General features: G+C 40.2%; 14 protein-coding genes and 2 pseudogenes. 11 read left to right on the forward strand and 5 right to left on the reverse strand.

Annotation, left to right across the window (positions count from 1 at the left end; translation table 11 throughout):
- Positions 1-458 precede the first annotated feature (458 nt).
- The 4 genes from ACE1AT_RS03410 to ACE1AT_RS03425 all read left to right on the forward strand — a co-directional run bounded on the left by ACE1AT_RS03410 (position 459) and on the right by ACE1AT_RS03425 (position 4,158).
- On the forward strand, positions 459-1,076 hold the full coding sequence (locus ACE1AT_RS03410; RefSeq protein ID WP_374865903.1) for an AAA family ATPase: 618 nt from the start codon (positions 459-461) through the stop codon (positions 1,074-1,076).
- A complete protein-coding gene (locus ACE1AT_RS03415) occupies positions 1,019-2,017 on the forward strand; it encodes a ParB/RepB/Spo0J family partition protein (protein ID WP_374865904.1) in 999 nt (332 codons plus the stop codon). Before ACE1AT_RS03410 ends, ACE1AT_RS03415 begins: the two co-directional genes overlap by 58 nt.
- 648 nt (positions 2,018-2,665) lie before the next feature.
- Positions 2,666-3,385, forward strand: coding sequence for a hypothetical protein (locus ACE1AT_RS03420; RefSeq protein ID WP_374865905.1), 720 nt, complete (start codon positions 2,666-2,668; stop codon positions 3,383-3,385).
- A gap of 11 nt (positions 3,386-3,396) precedes the next feature.
- Positions 3,397-4,158 (forward strand): AAA family ATPase, encoded by a 762-nt coding sequence (locus ACE1AT_RS03425; protein ID WP_374865906.1) that lies wholly within the window; start codon positions 3,397-3,399, stop codon positions 4,156-4,158.
- Positions 4,159-4,236: 78 nt separating this feature from the next.
- On the opposite strand, the gene ACE1AT_RS03430 is transcribed toward ACE1AT_RS03425, so the two are convergent.
- From ACE1AT_RS03430 to ACE1AT_RS03440, 3 genes are all read right to left on the reverse strand, one after another.
- A complete protein-coding gene (locus ACE1AT_RS03430; protein ID WP_374865907.1) occupies positions 4,237-8,055 on the reverse strand; it encodes a tetratricopeptide repeat protein in 3,819 nt (1,272 codons plus the stop codon).
- 147 nt (positions 8,056-8,202) lie between these two features.
- On the reverse strand, positions 8,203-8,583 hold the full coding sequence (locus ACE1AT_RS03435) for a hypothetical protein (protein ID WP_374865908.1): 381 nt from the start codon (positions 8,581-8,583) through the stop codon (positions 8,203-8,205).
- Between the two features lie 69 nt (positions 8,584-8,652).
- On the reverse strand, positions 8,653-9,516 hold the full coding sequence (locus ACE1AT_RS03440; protein WP_374865909.1) for a hypothetical protein: 864 nt from the start codon (positions 9,514-9,516) through the stop codon (positions 8,653-8,655).
- Positions 9,517-10,000: 484 nt separating this feature from the next.
- Between ACE1AT_RS03440 and ACE1AT_RS03445 the strand changes: the two genes are divergently transcribed.
- From ACE1AT_RS03445 to ACE1AT_RS03465, 5 genes and pseudogenes are all read left to right on the forward strand, one after another.
- Positions 10,001-10,630 carry a hypothetical protein gene (locus ACE1AT_RS03445; protein WP_374865910.1) on the forward strand — a complete coding sequence of 210 codons (630 nt, stop codon included), beginning with the start codon at positions 10,001-10,003 and terminating at the stop codon, positions 10,628-10,630.
- A 127-nt stretch (positions 10,631-10,757) separates the two neighbouring features.
- Positions 10,758-12,266, forward strand: a complete 1,509-nt coding sequence (locus ACE1AT_RS03450) for an ankyrin repeat domain-containing protein (RefSeq protein ID WP_374865911.1) — start codon at positions 10,758-10,760, stop codon at positions 12,264-12,266.
- Positions 12,267-12,318: 52 nt separating this feature from the next.
- Positions 12,319-13,956, forward strand: coding sequence for a serine/threonine protein kinase (locus tag ACE1AT_RS03455; RefSeq protein WP_374865912.1), 1,638 nt, complete (start codon positions 12,319-12,321; stop codon positions 13,954-13,956).
- A gap of 264 nt (positions 13,957-14,220) precedes the next feature.
- Positions 14,221-14,643, forward strand: a complete 423-nt coding sequence (locus ACE1AT_RS03460; RefSeq protein WP_374865913.1) for a hypothetical protein — start codon at positions 14,221-14,223, stop codon at positions 14,641-14,643.
- 166 nt (positions 14,644-14,809) lie between these two features.
- A pseudogene (locus ACE1AT_RS03465) lies at positions 14,810-15,657 on the forward strand (IS5 family transposase).
- Positions 15,658-15,796: 139 nt separating this feature from the next.
- On the opposite strand, the gene ACE1AT_RS03470 reads toward ACE1AT_RS03465, so the two are convergent.
- Together ACE1AT_RS03470 and ACE1AT_RS03475 are read right to left on the reverse strand one after the other, a co-directional pair.
- The gene (locus ACE1AT_RS03470) at positions 15,797-15,910 is read right to left on the reverse strand and encodes a hypothetical protein (RefSeq protein ID WP_374865914.1); all 114 of its coding nucleotides are present in this window, start codon (positions 15,908-15,910) and stop codon (positions 15,797-15,799) included.
- Positions 15,911-15,948: 38 nt separating this feature from the next.
- Positions 15,949-16,125, reverse strand: a pseudogene (locus ACE1AT_RS03475) (transposase); the annotation flags it as partial.
- Positions 16,126-16,155: 30 nt separating this feature from the next.
- On the opposite strand from ACE1AT_RS03475, the gene ACE1AT_RS03480 reads away from it, so the two are divergent.
- Both ACE1AT_RS03480 and ACE1AT_RS03485 read left to right on the forward strand, forming a co-directional pair.
- Positions 16,156-16,380 (forward strand): hypothetical protein, encoded by a 225-nt coding sequence (locus ACE1AT_RS03480; protein ID WP_374865915.1) that lies wholly within the window; start codon positions 16,156-16,158, stop codon positions 16,378-16,380.
- Positions 16,381-16,577: 197 nt separating this feature from the next.
- A complete protein-coding gene (locus ACE1AT_RS03485) occupies positions 16,578-18,095 on the forward strand; it encodes a phytoene desaturase family protein (protein ID WP_374865916.1) in 1,518 nt (505 codons plus the stop codon).
- Positions 18,096-18,284 lie beyond the last annotated feature (189 nt).

An 18,284-nucleotide genomic window follows, 5' to 3' on the forward strand; every position in this document is an offset into this window, starting at 1 on the left:
GACGCATTTAGCGCTTAGGCCTTTCCAATTAATAAAATATCCAGCCCTCGCGTTCCGCCTGAAGGGCGGAACGCTCACCAATTCTTGGGTTGAGCCAAAATATATTTGATAGGGCTGGATATTTTATTTTTTGGAGATCCCTTAGAAAAAAGGGAGGCTTGAAGATGCAAGGGGGAGAATTTATCTCCCTACCTGCTCAAGAGCTTCTTGCTGAAGCCTCCACTTTTTCTAAGATTTGCCCTTGTTAGGGATTGAGCAAAAATAAGTTGGTCAGGCTTATATTTATTCAACTCATTCAAAATCCCTCGTAGAGGGGGCAGCGCCCTACCGGGCGCTGCCAAGCCTGACCAACTTATTCCTGCGCGGGTGCTTATGCAGTAAACATGAGTTGGTGAAACTCAACAACTGTACAAGAGCAAGTTAGAATTTTTTCATCCAGGAGTAACGGGAGCAGAATTTTGACGACGAAATTCGTAACACTGACTGCATTTAAAGGGGGAGTAGGTAAAACTACCTCAGCAGTCTGCCTTGGGTGCCTTTTTGCTCAGAAAGGATACAAAGTTTTGCTCATAGACTACGACCCCAATCGTTCAGCATCTGTTTGGGGGTCTCGCGGCTCTCTCCCCTTTCAAGTTGCGACGGAAAATACTGCTACTCGATTAATGGCAAAAGAAAAATTTGATTTTATAATCATTGACACTCCTGCTCGACCAACTGCTGCTGAGATTAAAGAATTAGTTGAGGGATGTGATTTGCTTCTAGCAGTCACAACTCCTTCAGCTCTGTCAATAAGTGCTTTGAATATGATGGTTCAAAGTTTTCCGCCAAAAACGGAATACCATGTTTTACTGACTGTTGTACCTCCATCGACAGAGCCGGATGGAGAAATTGCTTTTCGTACACTAAAAGAGCAAGGTCTACCTGTGTTAAAACAAGGAATCCAACGGTTGAAAGTTTATGAACATGCAGCAGCTGAGGGCAAACCAGTCTATGAAATTAAACGAGGAGGAAAAAAAGCATGGGAAGATTGGAAGGAACTAGCAAAGCTGCAACCAATCAAAGACTTGCTAATTTAAAACAGATTTTAAGCTTCACTCCTGAGCTTGAAGTCAGTCAGAGCAAGCAAAATGAAGCAAGCAGTGATTCTTCTGTAGTGTGGGTAGCTCGTCATAAAATTCATCTAACTTTTAGCTTTGTCCCAGGTAGACAAGCCGTTCGCTATTACTACAATCAGGATGATTTGAAAACTTGGGCACTGCATGACCTGAAAATTAATGGAATTCATTCTCCATTATGGGTTCGTCCACTACCCAATGGCGAACCAGATGAATATGAACTGGTTGCTGGCAAACGTCGCTACCACGGCTCCGAAGTAGCAGACATTGATCCACTACCTGTGCGAATTTTTAACTGGAGTGATCTTGAAGCTTTTAAAGCATCACTTGCAGAAAATAAAAATCGTCGAGATTTTAGTGCCTTAGAAGATTTGGATGGCACACTCAAACTTCTTGCTGTAAGTATTGAAGGAACTGTTGAAGAAGCCGTAAGTCTGCTATACCAATTAGATAATCTCAAGCGTCGGTCGGGTAGTCAAAGCGTTTTAGAGCATCCCCAATTTGAAACTGTACAGGCAGTCTTTGCGTTTTCTGGTGGCATTACCTGGGAATCTTTTGTCAAGACTAGACTACCATTGTTAAAAAAACCCAAAGAGATTCTAGAAGCTATCCGTCAAGGAAAAATTGAATATACTAAGGCATTAGAGATTGCCAAAGTTAAGGATTCTAATATTCGACAAGAACTTTTATCATTAGCAATCGCTAACAGTCTTTCCTTGACAGAAATTAAGGAACGTGTCAAAAATATCAATCCGAACTTAGAAAATCCGATTCAAACTCGATTAGATAATACTTACAAACAATTCAAAAAGTTACTAAAAAAAATTGAAAAGGAGCCAGAACGACTTCAGTCAGCTGAGAAATTACTAGCTCAAATAGAAGAATTTCTAGGACAAGATTGACCCAAAACGCTTTGGGTCACTTATAGCAAAAGTCAAATCCAAAGAGCGATCCCACCACCGCGCCCTACACAGTCTTATTGAGCACAATTGGGGTGTCTGTCACGGATAGTTTGATGATAGGTGATCGCTATCGATTATCCTCTGTTATCAGCAACAGCGATCGCACTGTGGCAATGTTTTAACTTGTCAATCCCACCTGAATCAACCTTTTAGCAAGCTGGGTATAACGCTGCTGTTTGTTAACAGAACGCACAGCCATACCAATTGCTTTTTTTGAGCCAATTAGGGGGAAAAGTAGCCAAAGCGCATTTTGCCGCCATGCATCGTCTGTAAACCTTACTCAGAAGCTTGTTTTAGAAAAAAACTAATTTTTACCTAAAATTTAGGATTTGACAGACCAGATCCACTACTTTTAGCCGTACCATTTGAACCCCTCTAATTTTTGTAGCCTGAAACCCTTGTGGCTACGTTCCCAAATCCTGTGTCAAGTAACTTAGACTTTTATTGGTACAGTCAAAACCAGCTTTTTCTCCGTTTTTTGATGAAAAGAGCTATTTTATTTCTGTAACTCCTTCATAGCAAACCTTTCAAGCTTTGCATGGCGGCAAAATGTGTCTTGGTTACTTTTACCCCAATTTGGCAGACAGTATGCCAGACAATACCGTGTCTATGGCAGACAACCCACCAGACAATGTGCAAAATCTCACTTCTCATCCGGCAGACAGTGAGATTTGTCCGGCGGACGACAGACAGAATAATGATATTTTTTTAAAAATTTCTATATTAGAATTACAAAAAAAATATGACATCGGGCGAGATCCACTGTACGCCCGAATGCGTTACCTCCAGATAAAGACTTGGAAGATAGGCAAGAAAGCTTATCTGGATGCTGACCAAGTAGCGCACATGGACGGACTACACGACCACATCCAGGCGACCGGAAAGATGGAAGGTTATCCGATACCGGAACCGTCTGGACCAGTCGAAGTAGAAGAAGACCCTTTGCCAACCGCTACAACAACGTCCCTGACAGTTGCCGAGACGACCCAAGTCACAACACCACAAGTTACAACGCCAGGGTACTCACCCAAACAAAAGCGATACTCCCAGGAGGGAGTCGCTTCGCGAACGCAGTCCTCCCAACAAGTAGATGATGTTAATGCAATCGTGCAATCTGCTCAAAACAAAGCAGCTGGGGTAATGATTGCAGAAAATATCTTGGCCAGACACTTCATTGAAAATCCCGAACTACTATCAGACGACCTAAAGCAGAAGATTAAAGAATCGGGGGAGATGCCCAGTGTTGACCCTTTCGCATACGCGGACTCGTTGATCAATATTGCAATGGGTTCTATAAGCGCGGCCTGAAATTCTTAGGAATGGTAGCAACTGGCGCATTTATCGCAATCAATGGGCTTAATCCCTTCTCGCTATTAGCATTAGGGATAAGTGGAGCAATTGCACTATTCCCTAAACTTTCCTCTAAGAAAAACGAGACTCAGGACTCAGAACTTAGCACTATACCCACGCCAGGGGAATTTAAGATTTACAGACAGGCGGAATTAAACCGCACTACAGCCTCACTCTTAGCTAATGGTGCAATTTTAATCGCCGGCGAAGATGGCAGTGGTAAATCTGTACTAGCAAGTGCTGTAGTTGAGAAATTACAGGATGACGGCTTTATGGTGGCGTTTATTGAGCCTGCAACACCCAAACAGATGCTTTTGGAAATTGCTGGACAATTCGACATTCCTACCGAAGACCTGGAGGGCAAATCACTGACAGCTGACAAGTTGAAAAGAGCGAACGAAAGCGGTTCAACTCACCTTATCAAAGCCAATATTAAAGGAGTGCGGACAAGCGATCGCTCTAAGGTTGTTGGTCAATTCCTTATTATCCAGGCTCAAGGCACAGGCTTTTTAGTCCAAGCTGACGACGGTAGGATTTACAAGGCTTCCACAGAACCAGATGCCCAAATTTTCCTAGAGGAAATTACTGCCGATGTGGGGAAACCTGCCATTACAAACATAGAAGCGATTTCTATTGAGGATGAACCTGTAGGTGTTGCGGCTCGCAAACATAAACGCTCCGGCTTGCAAACAAGAAAATTGTTGGCTCAAATTAAGGTTCTTGGCAGCTAAGTTTCCTGACAAGAAACCCATATACAAGGGAGCGGGAGTCAAACTTGAAACACTCACCTTTTCTGTACTCAATACTGCTTAGAGCTTAACCGAAGCGTATTGGGCTGGATTCCCCAAGCAAATAAACGCTGCCCAATAATAAGGATGCTCATAAGGACGTTCCGAATCGGATTTTTGACTTAATTGACGTAAATGGTCAGCAATGGCTTGACTGTGCGTTTGCGCCCATTCTATCGCTGATTCTGTCAACCACTGGGAGCGCATTTGAGCAATTGTCATATTTCGTACATCGTACTTAGCTTGTTTCAAGGCTTCAGCTTTGCTGAGTCGGGATTGCAGGAGGTAATAATAAAAACGTTCCATCAAAATTGCTGTGGCAAAATCATCAACTCTCCAAAGACTCATCACTACTGTTTTTGCGCCTGCTTGGATAAACGAACGGCGCAATCCGACGACGGTTTCCCCATTAAAAACAGCTCCCAAAGCAGTTTCACAGGCGGAAGTGACGACTAATTCTGTTCCGCCTAAATTTAGCGATTGCACATCTAAAGCGGTTAATAACCCATCTTCGGCTGCTTCTGGTAGTGCCTTTCCATTGAGCATAGTATTAGCGCCAGCGAAAGCTAATCCCGAACGTAGAAGGGGATTTTGGCTACTACCTAATTGGAAGCGTTCTGATGCGGAAAGATTTAATAATAAGAAATTTTGTCTAATTCTTTCTTCTTGTTGCGGTTGTATATTTTCCAGGAAATAGCCGTGAGTAGCAATATGAAGAATGTAAGGACAGCTTTTGGTTTGTGATACAAGGGATTTTAAGGCTTGAGCTTGCATAACTGCCTTGACTCCTAGCAGTTTGGCAATTTTTTCACCTTCGATTTCGGTTCCAGGTAGGGGTGAGAAAACCTGTCCGCCTCTTGAGGAGGCTAGCTTCTGGTACAGGATTGTTCTTTCTCCGACAACAGGAGGGGAAGCGCTGCCTTTAGCCGTTAGATTATAATCAGGGTTAGCGATAACGAGGGGTTTGGTAACTGTGGCGGGAATTTGGGATTTGAAGCGTAAAATATCTCGTCCGACGCTGAGAAAGTTGAAGTTATATTCATCCATTAAATAGCGTCCCTCATCAGTAGGTAGCACTTCAAAGGGTAAGCAGTTGAGTTCACCATCGGGACAGATGAATAAGTCTTTGCTCAGATGAGGTTTGAGTTTGTCAAAAACAAGAGAGCGCAATTCAATTTTTGGATCAATTTCATCTTCTTCCACAATTTCATCTAAATCAAATCCTCGTCCTCCTTCTGTTGACACCCGAAAATCTCTCACTAAGAGGTCTATAGGTTCCGCTTCTCCTAAATCAACCATTTTTAAGCGTTCTGGTTCTTTGGCGGGTAGGATAAAAGCGACGTAGCGAGGGGGAAACCAGTGAGAGTCGCCATTAGCAGAAATTGCTTGAAAATTAGGGACATTAAAGCGCACAAACTCCACTAAAGTTGTTCCTTCGGGTAATTCCAAGGCGATAGTGCTATGGTTTGCGTTTTGCAGTTCTTTTTGCAGGTTAAGTTCTGGGATATTGAGTTCTCGTTCTAGGGTTTGTGCTTGTTGTCTGAGGGAGTCGATTTCGCTTTGGTAGTAGGCAGATTGTTCGGGAGTGGGGATATCAAAACAGCGTTTAGCCAGTTGTTGTCTAACTTGTCGCCATTGTTCGAGTTTGGGGGCGAGGTGGGAATATTGTTCTGATAAGAGGGCTATCTTTTGTAGGATGGTGGTTTCTGTGGCGATCGCTTTGCGCCTTAGTACTAGGTTATAAGCAGATTGTATGGCTTCAGGGGAGTTGAGAAAGTGTTGGGAAACGAGGGAGAGAAAAGACTCTAAATTATCGTAGTTTTGTTGCAAATAAGTAAGGCGTTGATTGTCCGTACTAATGCTAAAGATTTGGGAAATCGTTTTTAAATCGATGTCTGCTGACTCCTGCATAAGTACTAAAGCTTCTTGTGAGCAGTCATTTGCAGCATACAATAAAGCTAAACTCATCAGAGAAATGGCATAGTTAGGATGCTCGATACCAAGAATTTTTGCAAAAATTTCTTTACCTTCTCGAAGTAGAGGTTCAGCTTCGGCATACCGCCCCATTGATTTATACAATATGGCTAAACCCTCTAGAGAAATAGCATAGTCAGGATGTTCAATTCCTAGTACTTTAGCTCTAATTTCTAAAGCTTGATGATACAAAGATTCAGCTTCAGTTTCCATTCTCATTGAATGATATAACTGAGCTAAATTAAAGAGAAATGTAGCATAGTCAGGGTGAGTATTACCTAAAGATTTAGCTGTAATTTTTAACGCTTTTTGATACAAAGGTTCAACTTCGGTATACCTTCCGGTTGATTTATATAGCAAAGCTAAATTACTAAGAATAGGAGCCGAATCCAAATGAGCAGTTCCTACAGCTTTGGAGTGAATTTCTAAAGCTTGAATATAGAGAGGTTCTGCCTCATCGTACCATCCCATTAAATAATATAACCAACCTAAGTTATTCAAATTAGTAGCATAATTAGGATGGTCAGTTCCTAGCACTTTAGCTACAATCTCTAAAGCTTGGAGATACAAAGACTTAGATTCTGTATACCTCCCCATGAACATATATAACTCGGCTAAAGTTCCTAGAGAAAGAGCGTAGTGAGGATGGTCAGTTCCTAGTGTTTTACCTCGAATTTCTATGGCTTGAAGGTATAATGATTCAGCTTGATCATATCGACCCATTAACGTATATAACAGGGCTAAATTATTTAGAGGAGGAACATAATCAGGATGGTCAGTTCCTAAAATTTTGGCATTAATATCTAAAGCTTGAATAAATAAGGGTTCAGCTTGATTATATCTTCCCATTGACTCATATAATGTAGCTAAACTATTCAAAGATTGACTAGAACTAGGATGTTCAGTTCCTAGCACTTTCGCTTGAATTTTTAGACATTGAAGATATAAAGGTTCAGCTTTGGCATACTTTCCCATTAATCTATATAAATTGGCTAAACTAATAAGAGAAGCAGCATAGTTAGGATGTTCATTTCCTATCACTTTCGCTTGAATTTTTAGAGATTTATGATAAAGTGGTTCGGCTTCAGCATATCTCCCCATTGACTCATATAAAATAGCTAAATTATTAAGAGAAGTAGCATACTCACGATGCTCAGTTCCTAAAGCTGTGGCATTAATCGCTTGAGCTTGTAGATACAGGGGTTCAGCCTCAGTATATCTCCCCATTAATCGATATAACGCGGCTAAATTATTTAGGATTGTAGCATAGGTAGGATGGGCAGTTCCTAAGACTCTGGAACCAATCTCTAACGACTCTTGATACAAAGGTTCAGCTTCAGCATATCGCCCCATCGCTTCATATACTAGGGCTAAACCATTCAAAGCAGCGATATAATTAGGGTTGTCTGTTCCTATAATTTTGGTATAAATTTCTTGACTTTCTCGCAATAGGTATTCAGCTTCAGCATACCTCCCCATCGACTCGTATAAGCTACCTAAATTCATCATAGAAGTAGCATAGAAGTAATTTTCACGTCCCAAAACTTTGGCAAATATATTTGTACCTTCTTTCATGAATAATTCAGCTTCGGCATACCTTCCCATTAATTTATAAAGTGTACCTAAATTATTTAAGGAAGTGGCATAACGGGGATGTTCATTTCCTAAAGCTTTCGCATAATTTTTTATAGCTTCTCGATACAAAGATTCGGCTTGAGCATATTCACCTTTTGATTGATATGAAAAGGCTAAATCTTCAAGAGAATTAGCATGGTCAGCAGAATTATTGCTGTTTGTTCTTCGCTCAAACAGAAACCATGCTATTAAACCGAAAATAACTACAGCTGCAAAAAAAATAATATTCATAATTGCTATCCAAATTTGAAAATTTATATTCGCTATAAGCAAATTTTATGAATTATCGAAATGAGCGTTATCATCATTATTCAAAACGGCGTAACCAGTAATAGGTAATTTAAATGCACAACAGCTTAAGCCTAAGCCAAATTAGGATTAAGGCGAATCGCTTGGTTGACGATGCTCGACCCCTCCATTGTAGTAATCTAAAGCCTGATTATCTTTCATCAATTTCTTGATGATAAAAAAGGCTATGAGCAAGACTAAAATTCCTCCAACAATAAACAATCCCTGATTTGTTTGTTCTGTTTTTCCTGTCTGACTATTATCATTTGCTAGGTTGCTGTCAGCCAAGACTAAATTAGGATTAAAATCAGTTTTGCCTAGATACATCTCATTGACACTGACTAATTCAATGGCTCTGTAGTTTTCTTTGGGTTGAGGACGAAACCCATTCATACCCAATGCTTGATAGGGAATAATCCCAATGAAGATGACAAAAATAAATCTTATAAAACTAAATTTATCCTGGTTCATCCTAACTCCCCTCATCTTTACTTGTCATTTAAATTTTGCTTGATTACAGAATCGTTGCGACAAAAAATGTTATTTTACTACCTTAAATTTCTTATAAAAAACTTGGCTACCACTCTGCTGACCTACTTGAATAAATATCTCCTCAAGACGTTCTCGGTTTAACTTAATATCTTTAGCAGGAGACTCCCAATTAACCCAAGACAACTCTATTGGTTTTTCTGTGACAAGAGCTAGAAAATATTCTGATCCTTCTGTGAGAAATTTCAAAGATTTAGCTCGTCCTGGTTTTTGATCATCAGGTGGGAAATGAAGCCCTTCAGATAATAAGGTATAAGGAACTTCTGCAAAGGCTTTGGAAGGACAAATGAGAAATTTATTTCCTTCTCCATCCTCATTAATTAATAATATACTTTTTCCTATATACGGAAAATTGATTTGCAAGCGATAGCGTTGTCCTAGCTTAATGTCATGATTATCAGGCGGAATTTCTCCATCTAAATCTAATCTTCTTGTTTCTCGTCTTGTTTCAATATCTATCATCTTTAATTCCTCCAAAGCATAAAGAGCTATATTCCTAGACAATTCCCATGCCATTCGAGGAAATTTTTTCTCCCATAACCATTGATAGGTTAATTGATAGTCAGGATTTTCCAAAACATCTATGCCATCTCGTTGCATTTCTTGCTTGAATGTCTCTGTTATTTTTTTAGTAACTCTTGCAGCAATGGGATTAATACCACTTTCTTCAAATACCTGCTTTTCATCTTTTATGATTCGCTGGGCAATTTCTGTCAGAGTTAGATTGTGATTATTCGGGTTATAGCGTAGCCGAAACAAACAGCTAGCAATACCGCCTTTAAAGGGGAGTTGCTGTAGGATAGTTTCTAAAAACTTTTTTTGTAAAAAGTGATTATTACTTATAATCTGATTCATTCTCATACCTCTAAATTGGAGGAATATAGAACTCCTATTTGATTTTTGTTGGCGTGGCCTGCGCTTTGCGCTTAAAAACTCTGTATATCTCTAATTCCCTTCTTGGCTGCTAATATTTCAGAGTCTATACGAGTAAGTGTACGAATCGAACCGGATTCCTATCTCAACAATATAAACAAGATTTGGTTGTTCGTTTACACCACTTAATAAAAATCTAAAACATTGCTGTAAACATTATTTTTATGTTGGGAACTGTTATTGTTTGTTATTAACATTTATTAACAGTTACTATTTTCTCAAAAGTGTTACTAGATGTTTATTGCTAGTTATTCAGAAACAATGATTTACTGTTGATAAATTGAGATGTAAGCCTTGCTGTCAAACCATTATTAGAGTTTTATTCTTACTAAATTAACCATCAATGGTTTCTACAGCACCTAATGGTTTCTAAACTTGCTATAAGTTCTCGATTTCATTCATTGGTATGTTTAAATACCAGTCTTCATCTTCTGCAAATAACTCAAGGAGAAAAACAATGGATTTGAAAGAATTTGGCGGTAATAACTACAGTACGGAATATGTCAGATTTGACCGAGATCAGCTCGAATGCGAATCAACGTTGGCTCAAGCTGATAATTTAATCAAAGCCGGACAAATACAAGCAGGGGTTGAATTGTTGCTCAAAATTCTGCAATACAATCCACAGTTCGGTAAAGCTTACAATTACCTCGGCTGGATTTATGAAACCCAATACCAAAACTACACCTATGCCGAAGAATGTTACAAGAATGCAATGAAATATGCACCGGATTACGCTCCTGTGTATCTCAACTACGCTTATTTACTGTCATCTGGCGGACGTTTTGATGAACTCAAAGCGCATTTGGATATGGCTTTAACCATACCAAACGTCTCTAAAGAGGTGATTTACGGCCAGTACGGTTGGATGTACGAGATGCAACAAAACCCGCAAGCAGCCATGAACTATTATGTCAAAGCTGCAATGAGTGCGCTCGACACAAGCAGACTCACGTATTATAAAGAAGCGATCGACCGTTGTAAAATAAAACTTGAGTTGAAGAATTTGCTCAACGACTATCGATTATCAAATTAATTGAGCGTAGTCATTTGTATGAGTCAAGTGAGTATCGCCTGTTCTGGGGTAAAGCTTTGCTTCATCCCTGATCTTAAGTTTTAATTGCATTTAAAAAAATCAACCCTCAACACAAAATGGAAGCTGTATGGAACAGCTACACCGGACAGAAGATATCATTGCCCAAAAGTATCGCATTCTGGATACCTTGGGACAAGGTGGAAGTGGAACAACATACCTGGCTCAAGACTTAGAGAACAATCAACAAGTTGCTCTCAAAGCCTTTTCACTGCACCGGATGACTGATTGGAAAATGATGGAGTTGTTTGAGCGAGAAGCAAAAATTCTCGAAAAGCTCAATCATCCGCGTATTCCCCAATATTTAGGATACTTCCATATAGAAACGCCCGTAGACAGTTCTTTTTACATTGCTCAACAACTGGTAAAAGGTCAGTCTCTGGCGACATTGGTAGAGAGTGGATGGCGCACTCATGAAGATGAAGTGCGACGCATCGCCATACAAGTATTAGAAATTCTTGTTTATTTGCATTCCCTTAAACCTCCTGTCGTCCATCGAGATATCAAACCGCAAAATATTATCCGTCGTGACGATGGACAGGTGTTTTTGGTGGATTTTGGTGCTGTACAACATACTTATTACACGACTTTTATGGGGGGAAGTACGGTAGTAGGAACTTATGGTTATATGGCTCCCGAACAGTTTCGCGGACAAGCTGTACCTGCGACTGATTTATATGCATTAGGAGCAACTTTATTATTTCTTTTGACACACCATTCCCCCGCAGATTTGTCAAACGATGAGTTAAAAATTAATTTTCGCGATCGCGTGCAGATCAGCGAAGAATTTGCCGACTGGCTAGAGAAAATGTTAGAGCCAGATACAGAAGACCGTTTCTCCTCAGCACAGAAAGCCTTGGAAGTTTTGCAGCTTAAGCGAAAGTTAACTGTGCGATCGCAAACATCTGTTCAGTGGAAAAAAATAGTTGCAGTCGGAGTTGCTGTTACTGCTGTTGCTATTATTACACTTTTAAATTCCTACAAATCGAATATCTTAAGGACTATTGGATTTAAGGACTTGAAAAACATTACTGGCACAAATACACTTCTTAAAGCAGCAGTAACAGGTGACAAGGAAGTTATAAAACAACAGCTTGCTAAGGGTGCCGATGTCAATGCCAAGGATGAGAATGGCAATACTCCACTACATAAAGCAGCAGAACACGGTAACGAGGAAGTTGTAGAACTACTGATTGCCAATGGTGCTAATGTCAATGCCAAGGCTGAATTTGGTGGCTACACTCCACTACATGAAGCAGCACGATATAAAAACAAGGAAGTTGTAGAACTACTGATTACCAAGGGTGCTGATGTCAATGCCAAGGATGAATTTGGTGGCTACACTCCACTACATAAAGCAGCAGAATACAACAACAAGGAAGTTGTAGAACTACTGATTGCTAAGGGTGCTGATGTCAATGCCAAAGGCAAGGATGGCTATACTCCACTCCATTTCGCAAATAACCAAAACATAGTAGAAATGTTGATTGCTAAGGGCGCTGATGTTAATGCCAAGAATGATTTTGGCAGGACTCCCGCGCAAGAAAGGGAAGAGCGTGAAGCACGTGAAAGGAGATAGCTCACATTCTGGTAGTCGGTAATAAATCTAACAAAATAATAACCATAAAAACATGGAAATATTGCACCAAGCCGGAGAAATTATCAATCAACGGTATCGCATTCTACGTAAATTAGGACAGGGTGGAGTCGGTATTACCTACGCAGCCGTTGACTTACAAAGCGGTGAACAAGTCGCGCTGAAAGTCTTATCACTACGCCACATGAGTGATTGGAAAAAGATGGAGTTGTTTGAAAGAGAAGCAAAAATTCTCTCTCAACTAAACCATCCAGCTATTCCTCGCTATTTGGATTATTTTCAAGCAGATACTAACTCTGACCATTCTTTTTACATTGCTCAACAATTAGCACCTGGAACTTCTCTGGCGATGCTAGTAGAAAATGGCTGGCGTCCTCATGAAGGAGAAGTTAGGCAAATAGCTGCTCAAATTTTGGAAATTTTGATTTATTTACATTCACTAACACCGCCAGTTATTCATCGTGATATTAAGCCGCAAAATATTATTTTATCTTTCGATTCCCCACAAGGGAATAAGGAAATTGATTGCTCCTCTCATAATAACAGAGAAGCTGGGAAGAGATTATTCCTAGTAGATTTTGGAGCGGTAACGGACACCTATCATAATACTGTGACTGGCGGTAGTACAGTAGTAGGAACTTTCGGCTACATGGCACCAGAACAATTTCACTCTAAAGCTTTTCCATCTACTGATTTATATGGTTTGGGAACGACAATACTGTTTTTGCTAACGGGAAAATCACCTGCTGATTTACCACAGCGTCAACTTAAAATCAATTTCCGTCGTCACGTTAAGGTTTCCAAAGATTTTGCCAACTGGTTAGAACGAATGTTAGAACCAGTTAATATTGACCGTTTTTCTTCAGCAGAGGTAGCCTTGGCAACTTTATTAGGTCAAACAGTACTCAGACCCCAGCTACCAAAGAAAAGTAATTTGATTTCGAGTGGCACAGAGAATAATTTAATTGTCAAGATTCCGCCTGGATATTTATATAACAATTACAGCTTTATCTTTTTATTTTGTTCCATAGTTTTTTTTGGCGTTTTTGGATTGATTTCTTGGGTGATATTATTGGATTTTTTTGGGTGGACTGGCTTGTTGTATTTGATGATTGCGTTTGTTTCATTAGCTTATACTTTTTTTGCATTAGCTTCCATGCTCAATGAATCTGAAATATCTTTTTATTTTCCGACAACAGGATACTGCTGCGAAATCCTAATATGGTTATGCCAGCTACCATTTAAACTACTATTTCAACTACTTCTATTACTACTTCAACTACTTCTATTACTACTTAAATTACTTCTATTACTACTTAAATTACTATTTCAACTACTATTTCTACTATTAGTATACAATCCTTTGTTTACTTTCATTACTCTTTTTATAAATTCTGTATCAACTACTCGGCTGCAAATTAACCAAGATGATATCAGCTTAGAAAAAAGGTTACTTAATTGGTGTATTGGGAAAATCAAATTTCCTAAGTCAGGTATTATTAGGGTGGAATTGGAAAATATCATAGGTTATCACTTTTCTCATATCCTAATTTGTTATAAACCCTTTCAGCAGGAACAGATCAATCCTGAGGAAAAAAGATATTTTGAATTTGGTTCGTTTTTGACGCAGCAAGAGAAAGAATGGCTGATGTGGGAAATACAGAACAGATAGAAAAGTTGTGTTGCACCATAGTTCGATATCAAAAAGCTAACCAAATAACAGAACAAAAATTTTTCTGTTTGCAACTGTTATTAATAGTTATTAATAGTTATCAATATTTATTAAAAGTTATCATTTTAGTTGTTTATACTAAAAAGTGTGACTAGATGTTTATTGCTAGTTATTCTCAGACAATGATTAACTTTAATAGTCAGCCAATCAAGCAATTTTTGAGTTGAGATACTGAAAGAAATTATAGAATAAGGAAGAAGCGTCATGAAACTTACACATACTTTCATAGCGGTTACAACTGGATTTGCAGTCTCACTTTCGCCAGTCTTCTTACAGAAAGCATCTGCTCAGAATTTAGCTGATCCGCGAACAAATCAGCTTGCACAGGTAATTTGTGCTGACTTAAACGCTGGCAGAAGTTTTGCAGAATTGACAGCACAATGGGCACAATATGTTGAGTCTGAGATTTCTATGAATCGATTTAGTGCAGAGCGAAGAAATGAGGCATATCGATTTTTCGGTAATGTGACAGTTCAGGCAGTCAAAACCTACTGTCCAGCTCATATTCAAGCACTATACCAATTCGCTCAACAAGCGCCCTCATATACTCCGTCCTCTGATGCGACGAGCAGGGTATACAATGAATTCAATAGATCGGGTTTACCCAATGTGCTATTTAGACGATAAGTTACTCAAAGATACTTTTGGTGAGGTGAGAGCGGTTAGTATCTAAAGGTGATTTGCGGTGGCTCAACGCAACTGTTAGAGGATGTTTGAAAAGTCGGCAATTGAGTAAAAAAAGCTCTCAGGGCTAATCGGTAAATAAGTAAACACAACAGCACCACTGAGAGCAATGAGTAAATCATACTCTACCAACCTTACCCAAGACCAATGGGAACTTATTGAACCTTTGATTCCAGCACCATTACCAGGTGGTCGTCCAAGAGAAGCGAAGATGTGGGAGGTGCTTAACGCCATTTTTTACGTTCTGTGCGAGGGGTGTCGGTGGCGGGCCTTACCTGGCGACTTTCCAAACTGGCAAACCGTTTACACATACTTTCGTAATTGGCGTAAAGATGGAACGTGGATAAGAATGCATGACTCCTTACGAGAGTGGACTAGGGTTGCTTCGGAGCGATCGCCAAGCCCGTCTGAAGCTATTGTGGACAGCCAAAGTATTAAAAGTGCAGCGATGGTGAGTTTATCTGTCGGTTATGATGCAGGTAAAAAGGTCAAGGGACGCAAACGGTTCGTAACAGTAGATACTTTAGGCTTAGTACTACGGGTATTAATTACTGCGGCTAGTGTGGGTGAACGTGAAGGTGGTAAACAAGTACTCAAAAAGGTCAAACAAATGGAACCTTCTGTATCGCGACTGCATACAATATGGGTAGATGCTGGTTTTGACGGGAACCCATTCATGCAGTGGGTAATGGATTTCTGCCGTTGGATTATACAGGTAGTTATACGACCAAAAGAAAGCAAGAAGTTTGTATTGTTACCCAAGCGTTGGGTAGTCGAGCGAACCTTGGGTTGGCTAACTTGGTGAGCCAGCGCGTTGCGGGGGTTCCCCCCGTTGTAGCGACTGGCGAACCCGAAGGGTGTCGGAGATTGAACAAAGACTACGAGCTATTACCTGAAACCGCAGAGACATTTATCTACATTGCCATGATTCGGATTATGGTGAGGCGATTGGCATAAAATCTTACCGTCAAGAACTTTTCAAACATCCTCTAAAATCAAAATGCTCTGTTCATAAAATTAAACATTCCACAATAAGACTTGAATCAACCCAAGTCTAAAGTATCATTAATTAGAAATAAGTAAAAGGCAATTTAAATTAAGCGGTATTAGGGAGCATTTTTAAGCGTCTATGAGCAGTAGCAAAGATATGTTTGTATGGACAAGAACTAGTAATCGCAATTAAAATGCGGCGTGCGCTTACAGTAATCAAAGCTCCTAACTTTAATAACTTGGTACGAATAGTCCCAACTTGAGCATTAAACGGCTGTTTTGTGCTAATCCAAAAACATAATCTACACCCGTTTGGGATTCACACCATGTCATGATATCTTCCCTAGAATATGCACTATCTCCACGGACTAAAATCTCCACATTCTTCCATTGTTGACGTATTTGTTTAATCACTCTCTCTAGTTCTGATAATGCAATGATTTCAAGCATTGTAATCTCAAGCTTGTGAAATCGCGTGAGTGGTTTGATTTAAATCCTTGGCAGTTTCAACTATTATGGTGGGCATTTGAGCGCTACGGTCGCGAGTACGGTTTGAGCAAGCATAAAGCTGTACCCGTTCGTGCTGTGGTTGGTGGATTAATTGCACTGTTAGGTATTGGAATTTTAACCGGTCAAGCTGTACACTCGCCAAATCCTAAACTACAGCCGCAAGCAGAAGTAGTAAAATAGCTTACAAGTTTCAAGAAAACAACTATTTACTAACGTCATTAAAAAACTTGCACCTCACCCAGATGAATGGATAGAGATTGGAGAACCAACGCGAGTATCTGTGGATAGAAATCAGCTGGTTGATACAAGCTCACAATATCCTCAACTTTTTCCCTTAAGCTCAAATCATGGTCGGATATTACAGGCGATTACCCACCATGACGAATTCTTCCATCGACATCATTATTATTGGTGCCGGAATAGCTGGGCTGAGTGCTGGTTGCTACGCGCAAATGAACGGCTATCACACCGAAATTTTTGAGATGCACAATCTTCCTGGTGGTTTGTGTACTGCGTGGAATCGTAAGGGTTATACCTTTGATGGTTGCATTCATTACCTGTTTGGTTCGGATAAAAACCAACCGTTTTATCGGATGTGGGAAGAACTGGGAGCTGTTCAAGGTCGTAAATTTATCGATCATGATGAATTTATGCGGGTTGTCGCACCAGATGGAAAAACTCTGATTGTTTATACCGACCCTGATCGACTCGAACGTCATCTACTTGACCTCTCACCCGATGACAGTAAACTCATCAAACAATTTTGTGCAGGTATTTGGGATTTTACCGAGTTCGATATGTCCCTACTCCAGCAAAAGCCGAAAACTCTGATGAATTGGGGTGATTGGCTGCATCTGAGTCGAAAAATGCTGCCATTTCTGGGTTTATTGAATAAATGGGGCAATATTTCGGCTGAAGAATTTGCCAAACGTTTCCATGACCCATTTTTACGCCTCGCTATTCCCCAAATGTTTGCTTGGAAAAGTATCCCGATGATGGTGGGGATGTCGCTTCTTGCCTATATGCATAACAAAAATGCTGGTTTCCCCGTCGGTGCATCCTTAGAATTTGCGCGATCGCTTGAAAAACGTTATTTAGAATTGGGTGGAAAAATCCACTATTCTGCCCAAGTCGAGCGGATTCTCGTGGAAAATGACCGAGCCGTAGGTGTGCGACTATACAACAACCAAGAATACCGCGCTCATCGTGTCATCTCCGCTTGTGACGGACGCGGGACAATTTTTAACCTGTTGGAGGGGAAATACTTAAACAAAAAAATCAAGAAATTATACGACGGTCATCTCCCCGTACATTCCCAACTCCAAGTATCCCTGGGTGTAAACCGCGATTTATCAAAAGAACCTCACTGGGTAACATATTTACTCGAACAACCGATTGCGATCGCGGGAGAAAAACGCTACGAAATCGGCGTAAAACACTACTGCTTCGACCCTTCCCTCGCTCCTGCGGGAAAATCAGTGATGATTGTCATGTTGGATACACCCTACGATTATTGGCAGCGTATTTACGGACGTTCAATTTACGATGCCGAACAAATCCAGGAATCGCAAATTCTCATCGACCAATTAGAACAATTTTATCCAGGAATTAAAGCAGATATTGAGTTTATCGATGTCGCCACACCTTTGAGCTACGAACGCTACACGGGTAATTGGCAAGGTTCCAACTGCGGTTGGTTGTTGACCAAAGAAACTATGTTTTTGATGATAGCTGGGATTGAGAAGAAATTACCGGGTTTGGATAATTTTTACGCGATCGGTCAATGGGTGGAACCAGGTGGAAGTGTGCCGATTGTTGCTATGTCGGGGCGCAATATTATGCAACAAATTTGTCACGAGGATAGGAAGGAATTTATGGCAACAGTTGTCGATTAACCCCACGAGATGTGCAACGCCTTAAGTAAATAAAAGTAACAGAGTGATGAATGCATATGCAGTAAGTGGACACAAAAGCCTGAAAGAATTTTTCCAACTAGCTGTTCTTACTCCCTCATCGGAAACCGCCGCCTCACCATCGGGTGTATAAACTACCCCACCCGACATCGCCAGCAGAAGAGGCAGGGG

This window comes from Pelatocladus sp. BLCC-F211, from assembly GCF_041928655.1.
Lineage (GTDB): Bacteria > Cyanobacteriota > Cyanobacteriia > Cyanobacteriales > Nostocaceae > Pelatocladus.

Coding starts and splice junctions, on each gene's coding strand:
- ACE1AT_RS03415 (WP_374865904.1), top strand. CDS start 1,019: ATGGGAAGATTGGAAGGAACTAGCAAAGCTGCAACCAATCAAAGACTT.
- ACE1AT_RS03420 (WP_374865905.1), top strand. CDS start 2,666: ATGCCAGACAATACCGTGTCTATGGCAGACAACCCACCAGACAATGTG.
- ACE1AT_RS03425 (WP_374865906.1), top strand. CDS start 3,397: ATGGTAGCAACTGGCGCATTTATCGCAATCAATGGGCTTAATCCCTTC.
- ACE1AT_RS03430 (WP_374865907.1), bottom strand. CDS start 8,055: ATGAATATTATTTTTTTTGCAGCTGTAGTTATTTTCGGTTTAATAGCA.
- ACE1AT_RS03435 (WP_374865908.1), bottom strand. CDS start 8,583: ATGAACCAGGATAAATTTAGTTTTATAAGATTTATTTTTGTCATCTTC.
- ACE1AT_RS03440 (WP_374865909.1), bottom strand. CDS start 9,516: ATGAATCAGATTATAAGTAATAATCACTTTTTACAAAAAAAGTTTTTA.
- ACE1AT_RS03445 (WP_374865910.1), top strand. CDS start 10,001: ATGTTTAAATACCAGTCTTCATCTTCTGCAAATAACTCAAGGAGAAAA.
- ACE1AT_RS03450 (WP_374865911.1), top strand. CDS start 10,758: ATGGAACAGCTACACCGGACAGAAGATATCATTGCCCAAAAGTATCGC.
- ACE1AT_RS03455 (WP_374865912.1), top strand. CDS start 12,319: ATGGAAATATTGCACCAAGCCGGAGAAATTATCAATCAACGGTATCGC.
- ACE1AT_RS03460 (WP_374865913.1), top strand. CDS start 14,221: ATGAAACTTACACATACTTTCATAGCGGTTACAACTGGATTTGCAGTC.
- ACE1AT_RS03485 (WP_374865916.1), top strand. CDS start 16,578: ATGACGAATTCTTCCATCGACATCATTATTATTGGTGCCGGAATAGCT.